This window comes from Prosthecobacter sp., from assembly GCF_044227185.1.
Lineage (GTDB): Bacteria > Verrucomicrobiota > Verrucomicrobiia > Verrucomicrobiales > Verrucomicrobiaceae > Prosthecobacter.
Genome location: NZ_JBGAFO010000001.1, coordinates 673,859 through 688,284, shown reverse-complemented (window position 1 = coordinate 688,284; position 14,426 = coordinate 673,859). Strand labels below are relative to the sequence as shown.

General features: G+C 62.9%; 15 protein-coding genes and 1 tRNA gene. 7 read left to right on the top strand and 9 right to left on the bottom strand.

The genetic code is table 11. The features are described from left to right. Positions 1-94: 94 nt before the first annotated feature. Positions 95-1,858 (top strand): SLC13 family permease, encoded by a 1,764-nt coding sequence (locus ACILSQ_RS02925; protein WP_395742082.1) that lies wholly within the window; start codon positions 95-97, stop codon positions 1,856-1,858. Between the two features lie 42 nt (positions 1,859-1,900). On the opposite strand, the gene ACILSQ_RS02920 is transcribed toward ACILSQ_RS02925, so the two are convergent. From ACILSQ_RS02920 to ACILSQ_RS02910, 3 genes are all read right to left on the bottom strand, one after another. Further along, the gene (locus ACILSQ_RS02920; protein ID WP_395742081.1) at positions 1,901-2,392 is read right to left on the bottom strand and encodes a hypothetical protein; all 492 of its coding nucleotides are present in this window, start codon (positions 2,390-2,392) and stop codon (positions 1,901-1,903) included. A gap of 362 nt (positions 2,393-2,754) precedes the next feature. After that, positions 2,755-3,492: a ribonuclease III gene (gene rnc / locus ACILSQ_RS02915; RefSeq protein ID WP_395742080.1), complete on the bottom strand. Its 738-nt coding sequence runs from the start codon at positions 3,490-3,492 to the stop codon at positions 2,755-2,757. 48 nt (positions 3,493-3,540) lie between these two features. Beyond that, a tRNA-His gene (locus ACILSQ_RS02910) sits at positions 3,541-3,615 on the bottom strand. A gap of 215 nt (positions 3,616-3,830) precedes the next feature. Between ACILSQ_RS02910 and ACILSQ_RS02905 the strand changes: the two genes are divergently transcribed. Next, complete coding sequence (locus ACILSQ_RS02905; RefSeq protein ID WP_395742079.1) at positions 3,831-4,040, top strand: hypothetical protein; 210 nt, start codon at positions 3,831-3,833, stop codon at positions 4,038-4,040. A gap of 3 nt (positions 4,041-4,043) precedes the next feature. On the opposite strand, the gene ACILSQ_RS02900 is transcribed toward ACILSQ_RS02905, so the two are convergent. Beyond that, positions 4,044-6,440: an MMPL family transporter gene (locus ACILSQ_RS02900; RefSeq protein ID WP_395742078.1), complete on the bottom strand. Its 2,397-nt coding sequence runs from the start codon at positions 6,438-6,440 to the stop codon at positions 4,044-4,046. 93 nt (positions 6,441-6,533) lie between these two features. Continuing rightward, positions 6,534-7,031, bottom strand: a complete 498-nt coding sequence (locus ACILSQ_RS02895) for a hypothetical protein (protein WP_395742077.1) — start codon at positions 7,029-7,031, stop codon at positions 6,534-6,536. A gap of 200 nt (positions 7,032-7,231) precedes the next feature. Between ACILSQ_RS02895 and ACILSQ_RS02890 the strand changes: the two genes are divergently transcribed. Beyond that, a complete protein-coding gene (locus ACILSQ_RS02890) occupies positions 7,232-8,725 on the top strand; it encodes a GntP family permease (RefSeq protein ID WP_395742076.1) in 1,494 nt (497 codons plus the stop codon). A gap of 34 nt (positions 8,726-8,759) precedes the next feature. Here the strand turns inward: ACILSQ_RS02890 and ACILSQ_RS02885 are convergent, their stop codons facing one another. After that, positions 8,760-9,404 (bottom strand): hypothetical protein, encoded by a 645-nt coding sequence (locus tag ACILSQ_RS02885; protein ID WP_395742075.1) that lies wholly within the window; start codon positions 9,402-9,404, stop codon positions 8,760-8,762. A gap of 32 nt (positions 9,405-9,436) precedes the next feature. Next, positions 9,437-10,699: a hypothetical protein gene (locus ACILSQ_RS02880; protein ID WP_395742074.1), complete on the bottom strand. Its 1,263-nt coding sequence runs from the start codon at positions 10,697-10,699 to the stop codon at positions 9,437-9,439. A 179-nt stretch (positions 10,700-10,878) separates the two neighbouring features. Between ACILSQ_RS02880 and ACILSQ_RS02875 the strand changes: the two genes are divergently transcribed. The 4 genes from ACILSQ_RS02875 to ACILSQ_RS02860 are packed head-to-tail and all read left to right on the top strand — an operon-like array spanning position 10,879 to position 12,664. Further along, positions 10,879-11,067 (top strand): hypothetical protein, encoded by a 189-nt coding sequence (locus tag ACILSQ_RS02875; RefSeq protein ID WP_395742073.1) that lies wholly within the window; start codon positions 10,879-10,881, stop codon positions 11,065-11,067. Then, positions 11,067-11,471, top strand: a complete 405-nt coding sequence (locus ACILSQ_RS02870) for a type II toxin-antitoxin system death-on-curing family toxin (RefSeq protein ID WP_395742072.1) — start codon at positions 11,067-11,069, stop codon at positions 11,469-11,471. Before ACILSQ_RS02875 ends, ACILSQ_RS02870 begins: the two co-directional genes overlap by 1 nt. Before the next feature lie 49 nt (positions 11,472-11,520). Further along, entirely contained in the window at positions 11,521-12,123 is a 603-nt protein-coding gene (locus tag ACILSQ_RS02865) for a nitroreductase (protein ID WP_395742071.1), read from the top strand. Continuing rightward, on the top strand, positions 12,116-12,664 hold the full coding sequence (locus tag ACILSQ_RS02860) for a DUF456 domain-containing protein (protein ID WP_395742070.1): 549 nt from the start codon (positions 12,116-12,118) through the stop codon (positions 12,662-12,664). The genes ACILSQ_RS02865 and ACILSQ_RS02860 overlap by 8 nt, the downstream gene beginning before the upstream one ends. A gap of 170 nt (positions 12,665-12,834) precedes the next feature. Here the strand turns inward: ACILSQ_RS02860 and ACILSQ_RS02855 are convergent, their stop codons facing one another. Both ACILSQ_RS02855 and holA read right to left on the bottom strand, forming a co-directional pair. Further along, a complete protein-coding gene (locus ACILSQ_RS02855) occupies positions 12,835-13,206 on the bottom strand; it encodes a TSUP family transporter (RefSeq protein ID WP_395742069.1) in 372 nt (123 codons plus the stop codon). A 21-nt stretch (positions 13,207-13,227) separates the two neighbouring features. Beyond that, entirely contained in the window at positions 13,228-14,352 is a 1,125-nt protein-coding gene (holA, locus tag ACILSQ_RS02850; protein ID WP_395742068.1) for a DNA polymerase III subunit delta, read from the bottom strand. Positions 14,353-14,426: the final 74 nt, after the last annotated feature.

Below are 14,426 nucleotides of genomic sequence, written 5' to 3'. Positions count from 1 at the left end.
CGGCAGGTTGCTTCCACAAAAAGGGCACGCGGCGGTGGTTTACGCGGCTTGCTCCTTGAGCAGTGTATTTCTCTGCGCCAAAGGTGCCGCCCCAATGGAAGCCTGGATCGTCATCGGACTGCTCGTCTTAGCCGTCATCGCCTTTGCCACGGAGAAAGTCTCCGTGGACATCGTCACGCTTTCGCTGCTGTGCGTGCTGGTGATGTCCGGCATTTTGAAGGCGGACCGGGCGTTTGCGGGATTTGGAGACCGGGTGATCATTCTGCTGGCGGCGATTTTTGTGATCGGCGCGGCGCTGCGTGAGACGGGCGTGCTGGACATGATGGGCGGAGTGCTGGCGCAGACCTTTGGCACCCAGCCGAAGAGGCTCATGGGCTTCATGATGGCCGTGGTGGGCGGTGTGTCCGCCTTCATGAACAACACCACCGTCACCGCTGTGTTTGTGGGACCGGTGATGGGCCTCTCGCGCAAGCTGCGCATCCCACCCTCCCGCCTGCTGATGCCGCTGGCCTTTGCCTCGCTGATGGGCGGCACGTGCACGCTGATCGGCACGTCCACCAATGTGGCAGTGAGCGGGGCCATTTCGAAGCTGGGGCTGGAGCCGCTGCGCATGTTTGAGTTCACCGGCATCGGCCTGGTTCTCATGCTGACGGGGATTCTGTACATGGTTTTCATCGGCAGCCGGATGGTGCCGGAGCGTGACAAGGCCGCGATCGTTTCCGGCGATGCGATGCGCGACTACGTGGCCGAGGTGATAGTGCTGCCGGACTCTCCCATCATCGGCCAGGCCGCGTATGATTCGGACTTTTCCGCCATGGAGTTTCAGGTGCTGAAGATCCGCCGCGCGGACCAGCCGCTGGACGCCGGACCGAACCTCCGCTTTGAAGAGGGTGATGTGGTGCTGGTGGCAGGCAAGGTGGAAAACCTCATCCGCGTGAAGAAGATCGAGGGTCTGGACATCCTCGAAGACGTGACGCTGCGCAGCTCGGGCATCGACATGCGCGACGCCCAGGTGGCGGAGGTCGTTCTCACGCCGCGTTCGGGCTTTGTCGGCCGGTCGCTGCGCGAAAACAACTTCCGCCAGCGCACGGGGCTCTCCGTACTGGCGCTCATGCGCGGGGACCGCTCCCTGATGCACCACATGGCGGATGAAAAACTGCGCGCCGGCGACGTGCTGCTGCTGCAGGGTCCGAGCGACCGCTTCCGTGTGTTTGAAGAGGGCAACGACATGATTGTCATCACGCAGCATCAGTTCAGCGCGGAGGCGCGCAGGCGTGGTGTCAGGCTGCTGGCGGCCTTTGTGCTCGCGGTGATCGCCAGCAGCTTTGACTGGATCCCGGACACGGCCGTGTTTGTGATGGTGGCCATCATGGCGGTGATGACGCGCTGCATCAAACTGGAGAACGCGTACACCAACATCGACTGGCGGCTGCTGATCCTGATCGGCGGCATGATGGCCTTTGGTGAAGCCATGAAAACCTCAGGCGCTTCGGGCATGATCGCGCAGTTCATCACGGGGTGGCTGCAGCCGATGGGGGTGTTTGCCGTCTTCACCGGCTTCTGCCTGCTGACGATTCTGCTGACGCAGCCGATGTCGAACGCGGCCGCGGCGCTGGTGGTGCTGCCGGTGGCGCTGCAGGCGGCTGCCTCCATGGGGGCGAATCAGCGCGCCTTTGCCATCGGCGTGATGCTCAGCGCCTCGGCATCGATGCTGACGCCGTTTGAGCCGAGCTGCATTCTTGTCTATGGCCCCGGGAAGTACCGCTTTGCGGATTTCATCAAGGTGGGCGGTGGGCTGACGGCAGTGATGCTCATTGTGATTCTGGCGATGGTGCCGGTGTTCTGGCCGCTGAAGTAGAAGAATCTGCCAATCGCTGCAGTGGATGGGCCAGGTTCGCGGTCATTTGGAGTTGGAGCGCTGATGGTATGCCTCCATGAAGTCGTTCATCTCGCTCGTGAACTTCGGAACTTCCAGCCATTCGGCTTCATAGGGCTTGTCAACGCCCTCGGGGCGCCGGATGAAGCAGAAGCGCAGATTGCCAAGGTCGGCGTCACTGAGGGCTTTGAGATGCTTGTCCCGGCCTTCCGCATCCAGCGGCAAGGTGTCGATCGGGAACGCGATGACAATGCGCTCGTTCGGTTTCAGCCGGCCTTTGAAGGTTCGGGCGACGGTCACATGAAGGTTGACCATTGCGAAGGGCCCTTGGATGTGTTGAAACTCGATGCGATAAACACACGCGAGAATTGCCTCATCAGCTTCTTTGACGGTGCCCAGCAAGTCAGCGTCATCACCCAGAAACCCCCATTTCGGCCGGCCATCCTTGGATGGAGCCGCCTTGTCACTCGCCATGATTGGGAGAGAGAGCGATGCCAGGCAGATGGCGAAGATCATGGGTCTCATGGTGAGCACGGTCCCAGCCCGGTCTTCTGCTTCAACACCTTTTTTCCAGCGCCTTACCTTTGAGCCAGGCGGATGCGGCAGGTGTATGAGTGAGACGGGCGAGTTGGAGAACGCTGGCCGACAGACAGCAGTGTCTGTCGTACGGATGGGTCTTCATCTGCTCAGTTGTTCCCAGCTCTTATGATTGGGATGAACGAGGTTGTTTAATTCCTCATATCCGTAAGTACTGCGAACAAGCCCAACAAGTGAGTTCCGCCTTGGAAAATCAGGGGTTCCACGGGCAGGCTGTGTGTGAAAGCTTTCGGCAGGAATTGTGAGCGGGCCCGAACAAGTGGGATTATTCGGGGTTGCTCTCATGACCTGCGGTTTTGTTCATCAGGTTGTACACGAGTTGTTCGCAGCAGGCTGTGCAGCGCCGGGTTTTCCAGGGCTGCCTGGGCGGCGCGGACTTCGGCGTCTTTTTTGCTGCGGCCGGCGCCGCGGCCGAGCTCGGTGCTCTGCCAGGAGACGGTGGCGACGAAGTTTTTGGCGTGGTCCGGCCCCTCGGCACCGACGATGCCGTACAAGGGAGGCTCCGTGCCCACGGCCTGAATGAGCTCCTGGAGCTGCCCCTTGGGATTGGCATCCAGCGGGCCGCGGTTCAGGGCTTCCAGATCTTCGGCAAACAGCCGGGCGGCAAACTGGTGGGCGGCCTCGCTGCCGGAGTCGAGATGGATGGCACCGGCGACGGCTTCGAGGGCGTCCGCAAGCGTGGATTCGCGGTCGCGGCCGCCGTTGGCCTCTTCGCCGCGGCCCAGGTGCAGATGAGCGCCGAGGCCGATGCGGCGGGCGATGCGGGCCAGGGCCCTGGTGGAGACGAGCTGGGCGCGTGCCTGGGTGAGCACGCCTTCATCTGCCTGGGGCAGGCGATGAAAAAGCAGGTGGGAGAGGGCGAGCTGCAGCACGGCGTCTCCCAGAAACTCGAGCCGCTGGTTGTCGGAATGGGCGCGCTGGTTCTGATTTTCGTAGCCGACGCTGCCGTGCGTGAGCGCGAGCTGGAGCAACGCGGGATCGCGAAAGCTATGGCCGATGACATGTTCCAGCGACTGCATGAGTGCCCATCTAGTAGCCGGAAGTCCGGCTGGGCTCCAAGAAAAAAGTGGGGTGACCGACGGGATTCGAACCCGCAACAACCAGAATCACAATCTGGGGCTCTACCTTTGAACTACGGTCACCATCTCTCGCGAGAAGCAGGGATAGTAATCGGTCAGGACGGGTACGCCAGCGAAAAATCAGGGGGTGGGGCGGAGGGGGTGCCGGGGTGGAATGTGACCAAACCGCCAGTGACCGAAATGTCAGGTGACCAAAAAGTCAGTGACCGAAAAGTCAGTGAGTGAAGTGTCACCGCACAGGTTTTGAGCGCCGGGCTGCGGCCACGCATGCTGGCGGCATGGAAACGCTCATCCGGATCTTCACGGCTGTCTTGGATTTCTTCTCCGCAGTGGGAACCTTTTTTGGCGAGCTGAGCAAACCGCTGCATGACATCGGCAGCGTGGAGATGCTGTTCATGGGCGTCATGCTTGTCGCAGCGGTGGCGGGGATGGCGGCGTTTGGGCCGTGGACCCGCAAGCGCAAGCCCGGGGAATATCCCTGGCGGTGAAGATCAGCCCTTCTTCCGCCGAAACCACACCCAAGGCAGGGCGAAGGCGGCAGTTATGAGCACGGTGAGCACGCCGATCATGGCGGTCATGCCAAGGGTGATGAGGCCGCGGTTGCTGCCCATGGCGAGCGCGCCGAAACCCAGGCCGGTGCTGAGCCCGCAGTAGGCCAGCGAACGGCCCAGCGAGGCCACGCGCTCCCGTGTCATGGCGGGTTCGCGCAGGGAGTGCATCACGTGAATGGTGAAGTCGAGACCGAGGCCGAGGCAGAGCGGCACGGCGCCGACGCTCATGAGATTCCAGGTGAGACCCCAGGCGGACATGCCGCCCAGGAGGATCCAGCCGCTGGCCGCCAGCGTGAAGAGGGCGAACACGCGCTCCCGCCAGCCGTGAAACACGAGCAGAAACAGGAGGCAGGCGATGACGACGGTGGGCACGCAGACGCGCAGGATCTCGCGTTTCAGCAGGGGCTCCAGGGAGGTGCGCAGGAAGGCCCATCCGGCGGGATGAGCTCCGGGGACCTTCTCCACCTCATGCAGAACGGCGGCGTTTTCCAAGGTGCGGCCCGGGGCGAGGCGCAGGGAGCCGACGGCCATGACACCGTGCTTTGCATGCTGTGACACGAGACCGCCGAGATTTTCGAGCACGACGGGCGTGGGCCACAGCGGCAGCGTGGCTTTGGCGCTGGCCCATTCCTGCCACTGCCTGAGGACCTTTTGCGTCAAGGCGTATGCCACTTCGGTGAAGCCCGCGGCATCCACGGCCCGTTTGAAGGCGTCTTCGCGAGCGGCGAGAGATTGCAGGGCGAGGAGATTGGCCTTTTGCGCAGCGGCATCCGGCACCAGGGCGAGCGGCAGCAGCAGCGCCTCGACATCAGGGTGGTTCAGCAGCTTTTGAGTGGCGATGATGCTCTGGCGCAGGGCGTCGGCATCCGGCGCGGCAAAGACGAGCGGCACATTGCGCCCCGGCTCGGTGCTGGTGTTCAGCATGCGCTGCTCGATGTCATCAAAGACATCGAAGGCCTCGCTCTTGTCAGGACGCAGCACCGCGGAGCCGAAGTCCATCTTGGGCAGGCCCTTCCAGCCGATGACGGCGGTGGCGGCCGTCAGTGCGAGCAGTACCAGCCAGACCATGACGCCCTGCATGCGCATGGCGAGGCGTGTGGTGCCATGGTGCTCTTCGAGTTTGCCGGTGGTCATGCCCAGCGGGAGAAAGCCGAAGATCATCACCGCCGCGCCGATCATGACACCGAGTGCGGACAGCACACCGAGCTGCGCCACTCCGGGAAGCTGGCTGAGCCCCAGCATGGCGAAGATGCCGGCGATGCTGACGGCGGACCAGGTGACGCTGGGCAGCGCACGCCGGCAGATGCTGCGGAAGCCTTCGCCGGGGTGCTCGCGTGCTACGTGCAAACCCACGACACCGAAGTCTTCGATCAAGCCGGTGAGGATGGCGGCGAAGCCCATGGACATGACATTGAGCGAGCCATAGATGACGCCGGCCGTGCCAAGCGTGACCAGGTTCGCGCAGAGGATGGCCAGCAGCAGCCAGAAGAGAGGCTTCACGCTGCGGTGCAGCAGCCAGAAGAGAAAGCCGACGATGAAGGTGACGGCGCCGATGGACTGCCGCATGTCCCCTTCCATGCCGGTGGCGATCTCCGCCTGAAACGCGGGGTCTCCCGTGAAACCGATCTTCACGCCGGCGAGCTCCTTCTGCTGCGGCAGCCATTCTTCGCGCACGGCTTTCTTGATCTGCGTGAGCCAGGCATTGGCGGCGCGATAATCTGCCAGCGCCTGGCCCGGCGGCGTGACGTAGAGCAGGCGCAGCGTGCCCTCGGCGTTGCTGAATTCATCGCCCATGAGGCTGCTCATGTCGTCACCACCACCACCACTGCTCATGAGTGCCAGGGCGCCGCGAGCGAGGCCAAGGGGATCGTAACCGCTGAGCGTGGCGTTTTGCAGATCCAGCGAGGAACCGGCGGTCTCTTTGGATCTGGCGAGCAGCGCGGTGAGCGAAGCGGGATCGAGCGAGGCGGCGAGCTTCGCCACTTCCTGCGGCGGGGCGTTCAGCCAGAGATAGGCCACCACCTCCGCGAGGATGGCGGGATCAGACTGCAGCAGGGATTTGCTGCGCACACTGGCGCAGAGCTCCGGCCGTGCGGCGAGATGCTCCGCCAGCGCATCCGCCGTGACCTCCACCAAGGCGGGGTCCTCCGCCTGCACGGCGATGAGCAGGAGGTTGCGCTTCTGCTCCCTCAAGAGGCGCGTGCCCTGCAGCCCGGGCAGCTCCTGCGGCAGGAGGCTGAGGGGGTCCACATCAAAATCCAGCCGCGAAATGCCAAATGCCCCTGCCACAAGGACAAGCAGGATAAAGGACAAACGGAGCAGGGCAGGCTTCTTCATGCGCGGCGGAAAGAAGCGGTTCCCAAATGGGATGTCCACCGGTGAATCCGGCTCAGAGAAAGCAGGCCTCGGAGGCGGGTGGCCGCCGCGTTTTCAAGGAAGCTGTGCTCCTGCTGGAAACAGGCCCAGCCCGAACAGCACGCGCTCCCATGGAGTGGCGCGGGTGCATTGTGAGATCACCGGACCGCTCTTGAAGCTAAGGATGCCAAACTGAGGCCCGTCATACAAGAGGCCGGGAAAAAAGGCGCCGTCCACGGCTGTGATGTCAATGGCTGCGAGGCACCAAATCTCCAGCCGACGTCGCTCCGCGGGACCGGAGATGGAATAGCGCAGGGAAGCACGATAGGCGGCCTCCGCCTGGTCAACGCTGCGCGCTCCAGGCCAGCGTTTTTGCACATGATCTGTGGCGCCTGAGCGGTGAATCGCATGCTTGATGAAGCGGACAACATCTTCGGACTTCTCAGCGTGGGTGAGATCAAAACAGGCGTAGCCCACAAAAGGCGGACATGCCTCTCCACGTTTCCATCCAATGCCGGCCAGCACCGTGAGAACCAAGGCGAGCAGAGTGACTGCAATGAGGAGCCGCTTCATAGAATGACATGAAGTGTGGCATCATGCTGGACGGGATGTCAAGGAATTGCCCCCCTGCCCCTGCAAAGGCTCACAAGAGGGAGGATCTCCGGCCTGCGTGGAGATGAGCGGTGGGTTCCGCTTTGGCTCCCGCAGCTGAATTGGGATGTGCACCGTCGAATGTCTTGACGTGTTCACTGCCTCCCGCCAGCATCGCGGCCATGTTTCTTCTTGCCGCAACCTCGGCCAGCTACTGGCCCTTCGTCGTTCTCGCTGTCAGCGTGGCTTTCATCATCATTGGCATCAGCAAGCTGCGCATGCATGCGTTTGTGGCGCTGATCCTGGCGGCGCTGCTGGCGGGACTGCTCGCAAACAAGGACTCGTGGGACATCGTGCAGAAGGATGGCAAGGTGAAGGCGATGTCCTCCATGGTGGGCGTGGTGGAGATGGTGTCCAAGGGGCTGGGCGACACGGCGCGTGACATCGCGATCTCCATCGCCCTGGCGGCGATCATTGGCATGTGCCTGATGGAGAGCGGAGGCGCGGACAAGGTGGTGCGCCGCTTCCTGGCGTTCTTTGGCGAAAAGCATGCAGGCTGGGCGCTGCTGTGGAGCACTTTCATTCTCAGCGCACCGATCTTTTTTGACACGATGTTCATGCTGATGGTGCCGCTGGCCATGGCGCTGCGCATGCGCACGGGGAAGGACTACACGCTGTACCTGATGGCGGTGTGCTGCGGTGGCACGGTGACGCACTCCATGACGGTGCCGCACCCGGGCCCGGTGGCGGTGGTGGATGACCTGCACCTGAACGTGGGGGAGTCGATCATTGGCGGCATGATCATCGGCGCGATCACCTGCGTGTTTGGATTCCTTTTCAGCCAGTGGCTGAACCGCCGCACGGATGTGCCGCTGCGCGCCACGGGCGGTGTCTCGCTGGATGATCTGCAGGGCGTGAGCGGAAAGCCTGAGAGCGAGCTGCCGAGCTTTTTCTGGAGCATGACGCCGGTGCTGCTGCCGATCATTCTGATCAGTCTGACGACGGTGTTTGAGCTGGCGCATAAAGGCGCGGCGACGGGCGCGGGCTGGGGCGTGGCGATGGTGAATGCGCTGGGCGGCGAGGGCGGATTCAATGCCGCGCGCGCGTGGGTGGACTTCATCGGGCACAAGAACATCGCATTGTTCATCGGCGCGGTGATCTCGCTCTGGGTGCTGGCGAAGCAGCGCGGCCTGAGCCTGAAGAAGGTGGAGGAGCTGGTGGGCCCGCCGCTGGAGACGGCGGGAATGATCATCCTCATCACGAGTGCGGGCGGCGCCTTTGGCCTGGCGCTGCGCAGCGCGGGTGTGGGCGAGGCGGTGCAAACGCTGGCGCAGGGTTACAGCCTCAATCTGATTTTGCTGGGCTGGATCGTGGCGGCGGTGGTGCGTGTGGCGCAGGGCTCCGCCACGGTGGCGATGCTGACGGCCTCCTCCATCATGGCGCCCATGCTGGCCAGCACACCGCTGGGCTGCCACCCGGTGTATCTCTTCACCTCCATCGGCTTTGGCGCGATGTGCTGCTCCTGGATGAACGACAGCGGCTTCTGGGTGGTGAACCGCCTCAGCGGCATGACCGAAAAGGAAACGCTGCGCACCTGGAGCCTGCTGACCACCGCGGATGCCGTGATCGGCCTGGGGGTGACGCTGGTGCTGAGCAAGCTGGTGCCGCTGGTGTGAGGCAGGCCGCTGCTTCAGCGTGGTCCTGAGGGATTCAAACGATCCTGACCGTGAAACCCACGATGAAAAACACGACCGCCAGGCTCAGCACCAGATAGCTGCGCAGGCGCAGCGCCTGGGAGCGGTAAAGACGGCGCTGCACCGGATATCCGATGACCAGGGCCAGCACACTGAGAATGATGAATGCCACGCAGACTGCGAGCGATGGGGGGCCGAAGGCGTGCAGGAAGTCATTCGAGCCGCCGACCAGATAGGGGAAGGCGGCATTGGCCACGTCTGCAAGGGGCGTGACGAACAGCCAGAAGTACAACGTGGACGCCACGGCGAAGGAATAGGGCCGACGTCTGAGCGAGAGCGCGGAGGTCATGGCAGCCAAGAAAAGCCAGAGAAGGTAAGGCGCGATGGCGACAAGAAATTCTGAAAAGGGCCTGAGCGCGGGTGGATCATAATTGACGTAACCCCAGAGCTCCCCTGTGGGCAGCCAGACGAATTCGTGCAGGGTCCCGCCCTGAAGCAGCACGGCCGCGGCGTGGGCGCTTTCATGCACGAGGGTCACAAGCAGCGCGCCGGGCGGCACCAGCAGCGCATGCAGCCAGTGGCGTCTGATGAAGGTCCAGATCTCACGGATCATCGAGTCCGCCCTCGGATGCGTGGTTTCGGTCGCAGGGAGGGCGTTCATTGCACGGGTGTCACTGGTGGTGAATGGGCCGCCTACTTCGGGAGGACGGCACGGACGTCATCAAACATCTTTCCTGCATCCCGCTGCCCTTTTTCTTTAATCTCATTCTGACGTGCCACAGCCGCGGTGATTTTGGCCATGGACTCATTGAAGGCCACCAGATCGGCATCATCGTCAAACATGAAGCGGCCTTTGCTCATGTGCCAGTGACCGCGCCGTCTGCTCAGGAGATCGATGATGGCTTGAGCGTGGTCGATGACGCCCGCTTCGAGGGTCCATGTTTCATCAAAGGTCTTCATCGCCTGTTCCACGCCTGCTTCGGCTTCGCGGGCGTGGCCTTCCCTGACGGCGGCGCTGATGTTGCTGGCACGGACTTTCGCGGGGAGGCTTGCCACCGCTTCGCGCATTTTGGCCCCGTATTTTTTCACGAGCACCCGTGCGCGTGCAATCAAGTCATACGATTCGCTGGAGTCTGTATCTTTGAGAATTCGCTCTCCATCCAGCACACGCATGAAGCCGATCTTGGTGACTTCGTCCGTGTAGTCTTTTTGCAATGCGGCGACTTCCGCAAAGTACTGCCGCGTGATGAGAAGAAATTTTCCCAAGTCGTCGGTGGGCTCCGCCGGTGGAGTGGCCGGTGTTGTTGTGGAGGCGTCGTTCCCGGGCAGTGCGCCCTGCTGCATTTTTTCAATGTCTGCCTGCAGCTTGTTCAGCTCGTCACGCGTGTTCTGACTGACCTGAGGAGATGAAGGCGCGGAGGGCGAGGGTGCGGCGAAGCGGCGCGGCCTCGACAACGACCCCGCCATCATGAGAAGCGCGGCGAGCACCACGGCAACGCCATAGCCGCGTGCCAGTGCGGAGGAAAAGGGCTTTCGGCGTGCCGCGGCAATGCCCCCGAGCACGAGAGCTGCGAGCAGTGCGAAGAGGCCCGCGGCGATGGTGTAACCGAGGGCTCCGGCGAAAGTGCTGGCGAGGCCCGTGTTGCCCAGCGCGGCATCCAGGCTGGAGACGGGCTCGACGAGCTTTTTGAGGAAGCACAGCACGAACGCCACGCCGCTGCCCAGCAGGGGAGCACGGCGGCGCCACGGGTCAGGCTCCGAGAAGGAGTGGCTGGCATGGAGACCCGGCTGCGTTTGGTTGGACGCCGGTGGCTGATAAGGCTGGTAGGACTCATAGCGCGCGCAGGCTGGCACCATGATCACTGCCTGGCAGCCGGGGCAGCCGACCTCCGTGCCCGCGAGTGCGTCGTCCGCATCAATCGATTGTCCGCAATGACCGCAACAGAAGAGAGGCATGATGAGAAAAGTGAGTTCGATTTGTCTGCGAATACCGCAGGGAACGCTTTGCGCATTGCTTTTAACAAGACGGCTGAAGAGGCGTCAATCAGATTCAAGGGTCTGCGGCTGCGGTCCGTGAGATCCCCCCGAAATTAAGGGATGAAATGAGGCGGGTTCCTTGGTATCATGATCGAGCCATGAGTGCGACGGAAGTCATTGAACTCTACGATGCCCTGCCTGCGCAGGAGCAGAGACTCGTGGCGGAGCACATCAGCAGAGATGCCGCCGTCCAAACAGCCGGAGCAAAGCCGCTGGCGGAATTCAAGGATGTGGTGAATCGAGTTTTCGACAAGCACAGCCAGTTGATGGAGCGACTTGCGCAGTGATGACCGAACCGCAGTTCATCACCTGGCAGGAGATCATCATCATTCACGAAATCTCCATCGCACGGTTTGGCGGCTCGCCGGGGATGCGCGACGAACATCTCATTCACTCGGCGCTGGGGGCGGCGATGAACGACTTTTATTATGCTGCTGCTGATCTTGCAGGCATCGCAGCGGCGTACGCTTTTCACATTGCACAGGCCCAGGCTTTTCTCGATGGCAACAAACGGACTGCGGTCGGTGCGGCGCTGGTGTTTCTGGAACGAAGTGGTGTGGAAACCAGGATGGAGTGGGGGACGGCGCTTTATGACGCGATCCATGCCGTGGCGGAAAAGAGAATGGACAAGCCGGGTCTGGCAGCCCTGATTCGTTTGCTGACAGCCTCCGGCACCCAGCCACAACCCTGATGCTTCAAAGCTTGAGCAAAGTGGCGCTGATGGTGTAAGGGTCGCGGACATGCCCGACCTCCCCTCTCATTCCCAGCTCAGCGCGCTGATCCGACATCGTCGTTCCATCAAGCCGGTGGACATGGATGGCGCGCGTGGCGTGGAGCGTGGGCTGCTCTTGCAGATTTTGGAAGATGCGACCTGGGCGCCGACGCATGGGCTGACGGAGCCGTGGAAGTTCCTCGTGCATCAGGGTGCGGCGCGGCAGAGCCTGGCTGAGACGATGCAGCGTGTTTATCGAGAGACGACGCCGGCACAGGAGTTCCGCGAGGACAAGATGAAGAAGATGGGAGAGAACCCCCTGCTCTGCCCCGTGGTCATCGCCTGCGTGATGGAGCGGCGCGGCGGGGCGAAGATTCCGGAGATTGAAGAGATGGAGGCGGTCGCCTGCGCGCTGCAAAACCTGCAGCTCTCCGCCACGGCCGCGGGGCTGGGCTGCTACTGGTCATCGCCCCCGCTGCTGGGCACGCGCGAGTTTGCGGAGTGGCTGCAGCTTGGCGCGGAGGACCGCTGCGTGGGTCTCATTTATCTGGGCTGGCCGCGGGAAGGTCTGAAGTGGCCGCGAAGTGTACGGCAGCCGGTGGAATCCAAAACGATCTGGCGTGATGACTGAGTGGCTCACCAGCGCGTGGCATTCGACCACGCATTTTTTCACCTCCATGCCCTGGCAGATGTGGGGCGTGTGGACGCTGACGATCTGCCTGCTGATCGTGGGCCTCATCGGATCCGTGGTGCCATTGCTGCCGGGGCCGATGCTGATCTTTGCGGCGGCGGTGATTCATACGCTGCTGCGTCCGGAGTCCGGCGTGAGCACCTGGGGCTTTGTGGTGCTGGCGCTCGGACTGGTGCTGTCTTACGTGGTGGATTTCGCAAGTGGTGCGATGGGCGCGCGCTGGTTTGGCGCGAGCCGCTGGGGCATCGCGGGTGTGTTCATCGGCGGCATCGTGGGCATGTTCTTTGTGCCCTTTGGCCTGCTGCTCGGCCCCCTGCTGGGCGGCATTTCATTTGAGCTCATCTTTGCCAAGAAGCGGCTGCAGCCTGCGGCGAAATCCGCGTGGGGCTCCCTGCTTGGCACCGGCCTGGGGTTGGTGCTGCGGCTGATGGTGGCGCTGGGGATGGTGGCGGTGTTTTTGCTGGATGCGCTGGTGTGGTAAGTACGAGGGGAACTCCTGCCCGTCGAGCAGCGTAACCGCAGATGCCTTCGTCGGTGCGCCACCTCAAACACCGAGACGCACGCAGCGGCGATGCTGCGAGGTGCCTGGCTGTCAGGGATGATCTTCATGCGCTGATCGACGGACAGGAGTGTCCATCGTACCGGCGTGGCTCACGCCTTTCCGTAAAGGAGCATGCGGGTGCCGAAGGTGACGAGGATGACGCCGAAGATGCGGGTGAGAGTTTCGCTGCTGAGGGTCTTCATCCAGCCGGCGCCGAAGTAGGCGAAGATGGAGGCGGAGACTGCGGTGATGGCGGCCACTTTCCACTCCACAAAGCCGTGCTTCGCATTCTGCGTGGTGGCCATGAGCGCGGTGGGAATGATGATGGCGAGCGAGGTGGCGACGGCGGTTTTGTGCGGCAGCTTGAGGATCAGCACGAAGGCGGGCACCATGACCACACCGCCGCCGACGCCGCACAGCGCGGCGACTGCGCCGCTGATGACACCGATGGCGAGACAGGCAAGAAGGGTGGAGGTGGACATGAGGAGAAGCAGCGGGAACGATCAACGGGAGGAGCGGGCGAGCAGGCCGACGAGCAGACGCTCCAGCACGAGCTTGGGATCGAGCGAGGAGGTGACGAGCTTCGCATTGGCCACGAGGCAGGCCTTGAACCCGGCGTGGAGTTCTTCGAGCGTGAAGTTTCCGGCTTCGGGCAGCGCGAGGAACATCGGATACGCATTGAACCCGGAGCCGTCTTTTTTACGCGGCAGATGCGAGGTGGCCGTGGAGGGCAGGCCTTCCAGCGAGGCGCAGAAGCCGTTGTAGTTCATCTTGTTCAACCTGTGGCGGGAGCCGAGGTCCTTGATGAGCAGGAGGCTGCGCACGCGCGGCACGATGGCGGCCAGCAGCAGACCGATGGCGTTCTGCCCCTGATACATGAGCGTGCCGAGCAGATCGAGCGCGCGCGGCAGGTCGCGTTTGCCGATGGCATTGCCGAGGTCCCACAGCACGCCGGCGCGGCTCATGGAGACCATGTTCTGCACGGTCTTCAGCCCGGCGCGGCGGCGCTCGCCGAGATAGAGGTCGATCTTTTCGAGCTCGTTTTCCATCTGCCGCGTGTCGTCGCCGGCCATCTGCACCAGCAGCTCGAGCGCGCCGCTTTCAAAGGTGATGCCGAGTTCCTTGGCCTTGCGCGAGGCCATGGCGAGTACGGGGCCCTCCCATCCGGCGCGGGAGGTGTCGGGCTTGTCGAAGACTTCGATGTTCGCGATCTTGGTGAGGCGCTTGTAGGCGGCGCGGCGTTTGTCGATGCCTGTGGCGCTGATGACGAAGCTCACGTCCGTGCCGAGGCCGCGTTCGACGACATCGAGAATGCGCTCGAATCCGCTCACCGCATCCTGGCCGCGGCCAGCGCCGCCTTCGGCGAGGAAGTTGGCATTTTTCAGCCACACGACCTTGGAGCCGCCGAAGAAGGGCAGTGTCTGGAGGGCCATGCACACGTTGGAGCAGATGGTGCCGGCGTGTTCGGAGTTGTCGGCGGTGCCGTCGATGACGTCATTGCCGAAGTCGCCGGCGTCCGGGGGCGTGAGGCTGCGGACGAGCAAAAGCGCGGCTTCCTTCACGCGCGCTTCATCACTGCCGATGAAGACATTCACCTGGCTGGCGGCGGTTTTTTTCGGCGGCGGCATGTTTCACCGATGGAGCAGGATGCGCGCGGCATCAAGCCTTGAGGACTGGAGACGCGCACGCAGTCTTGACATTC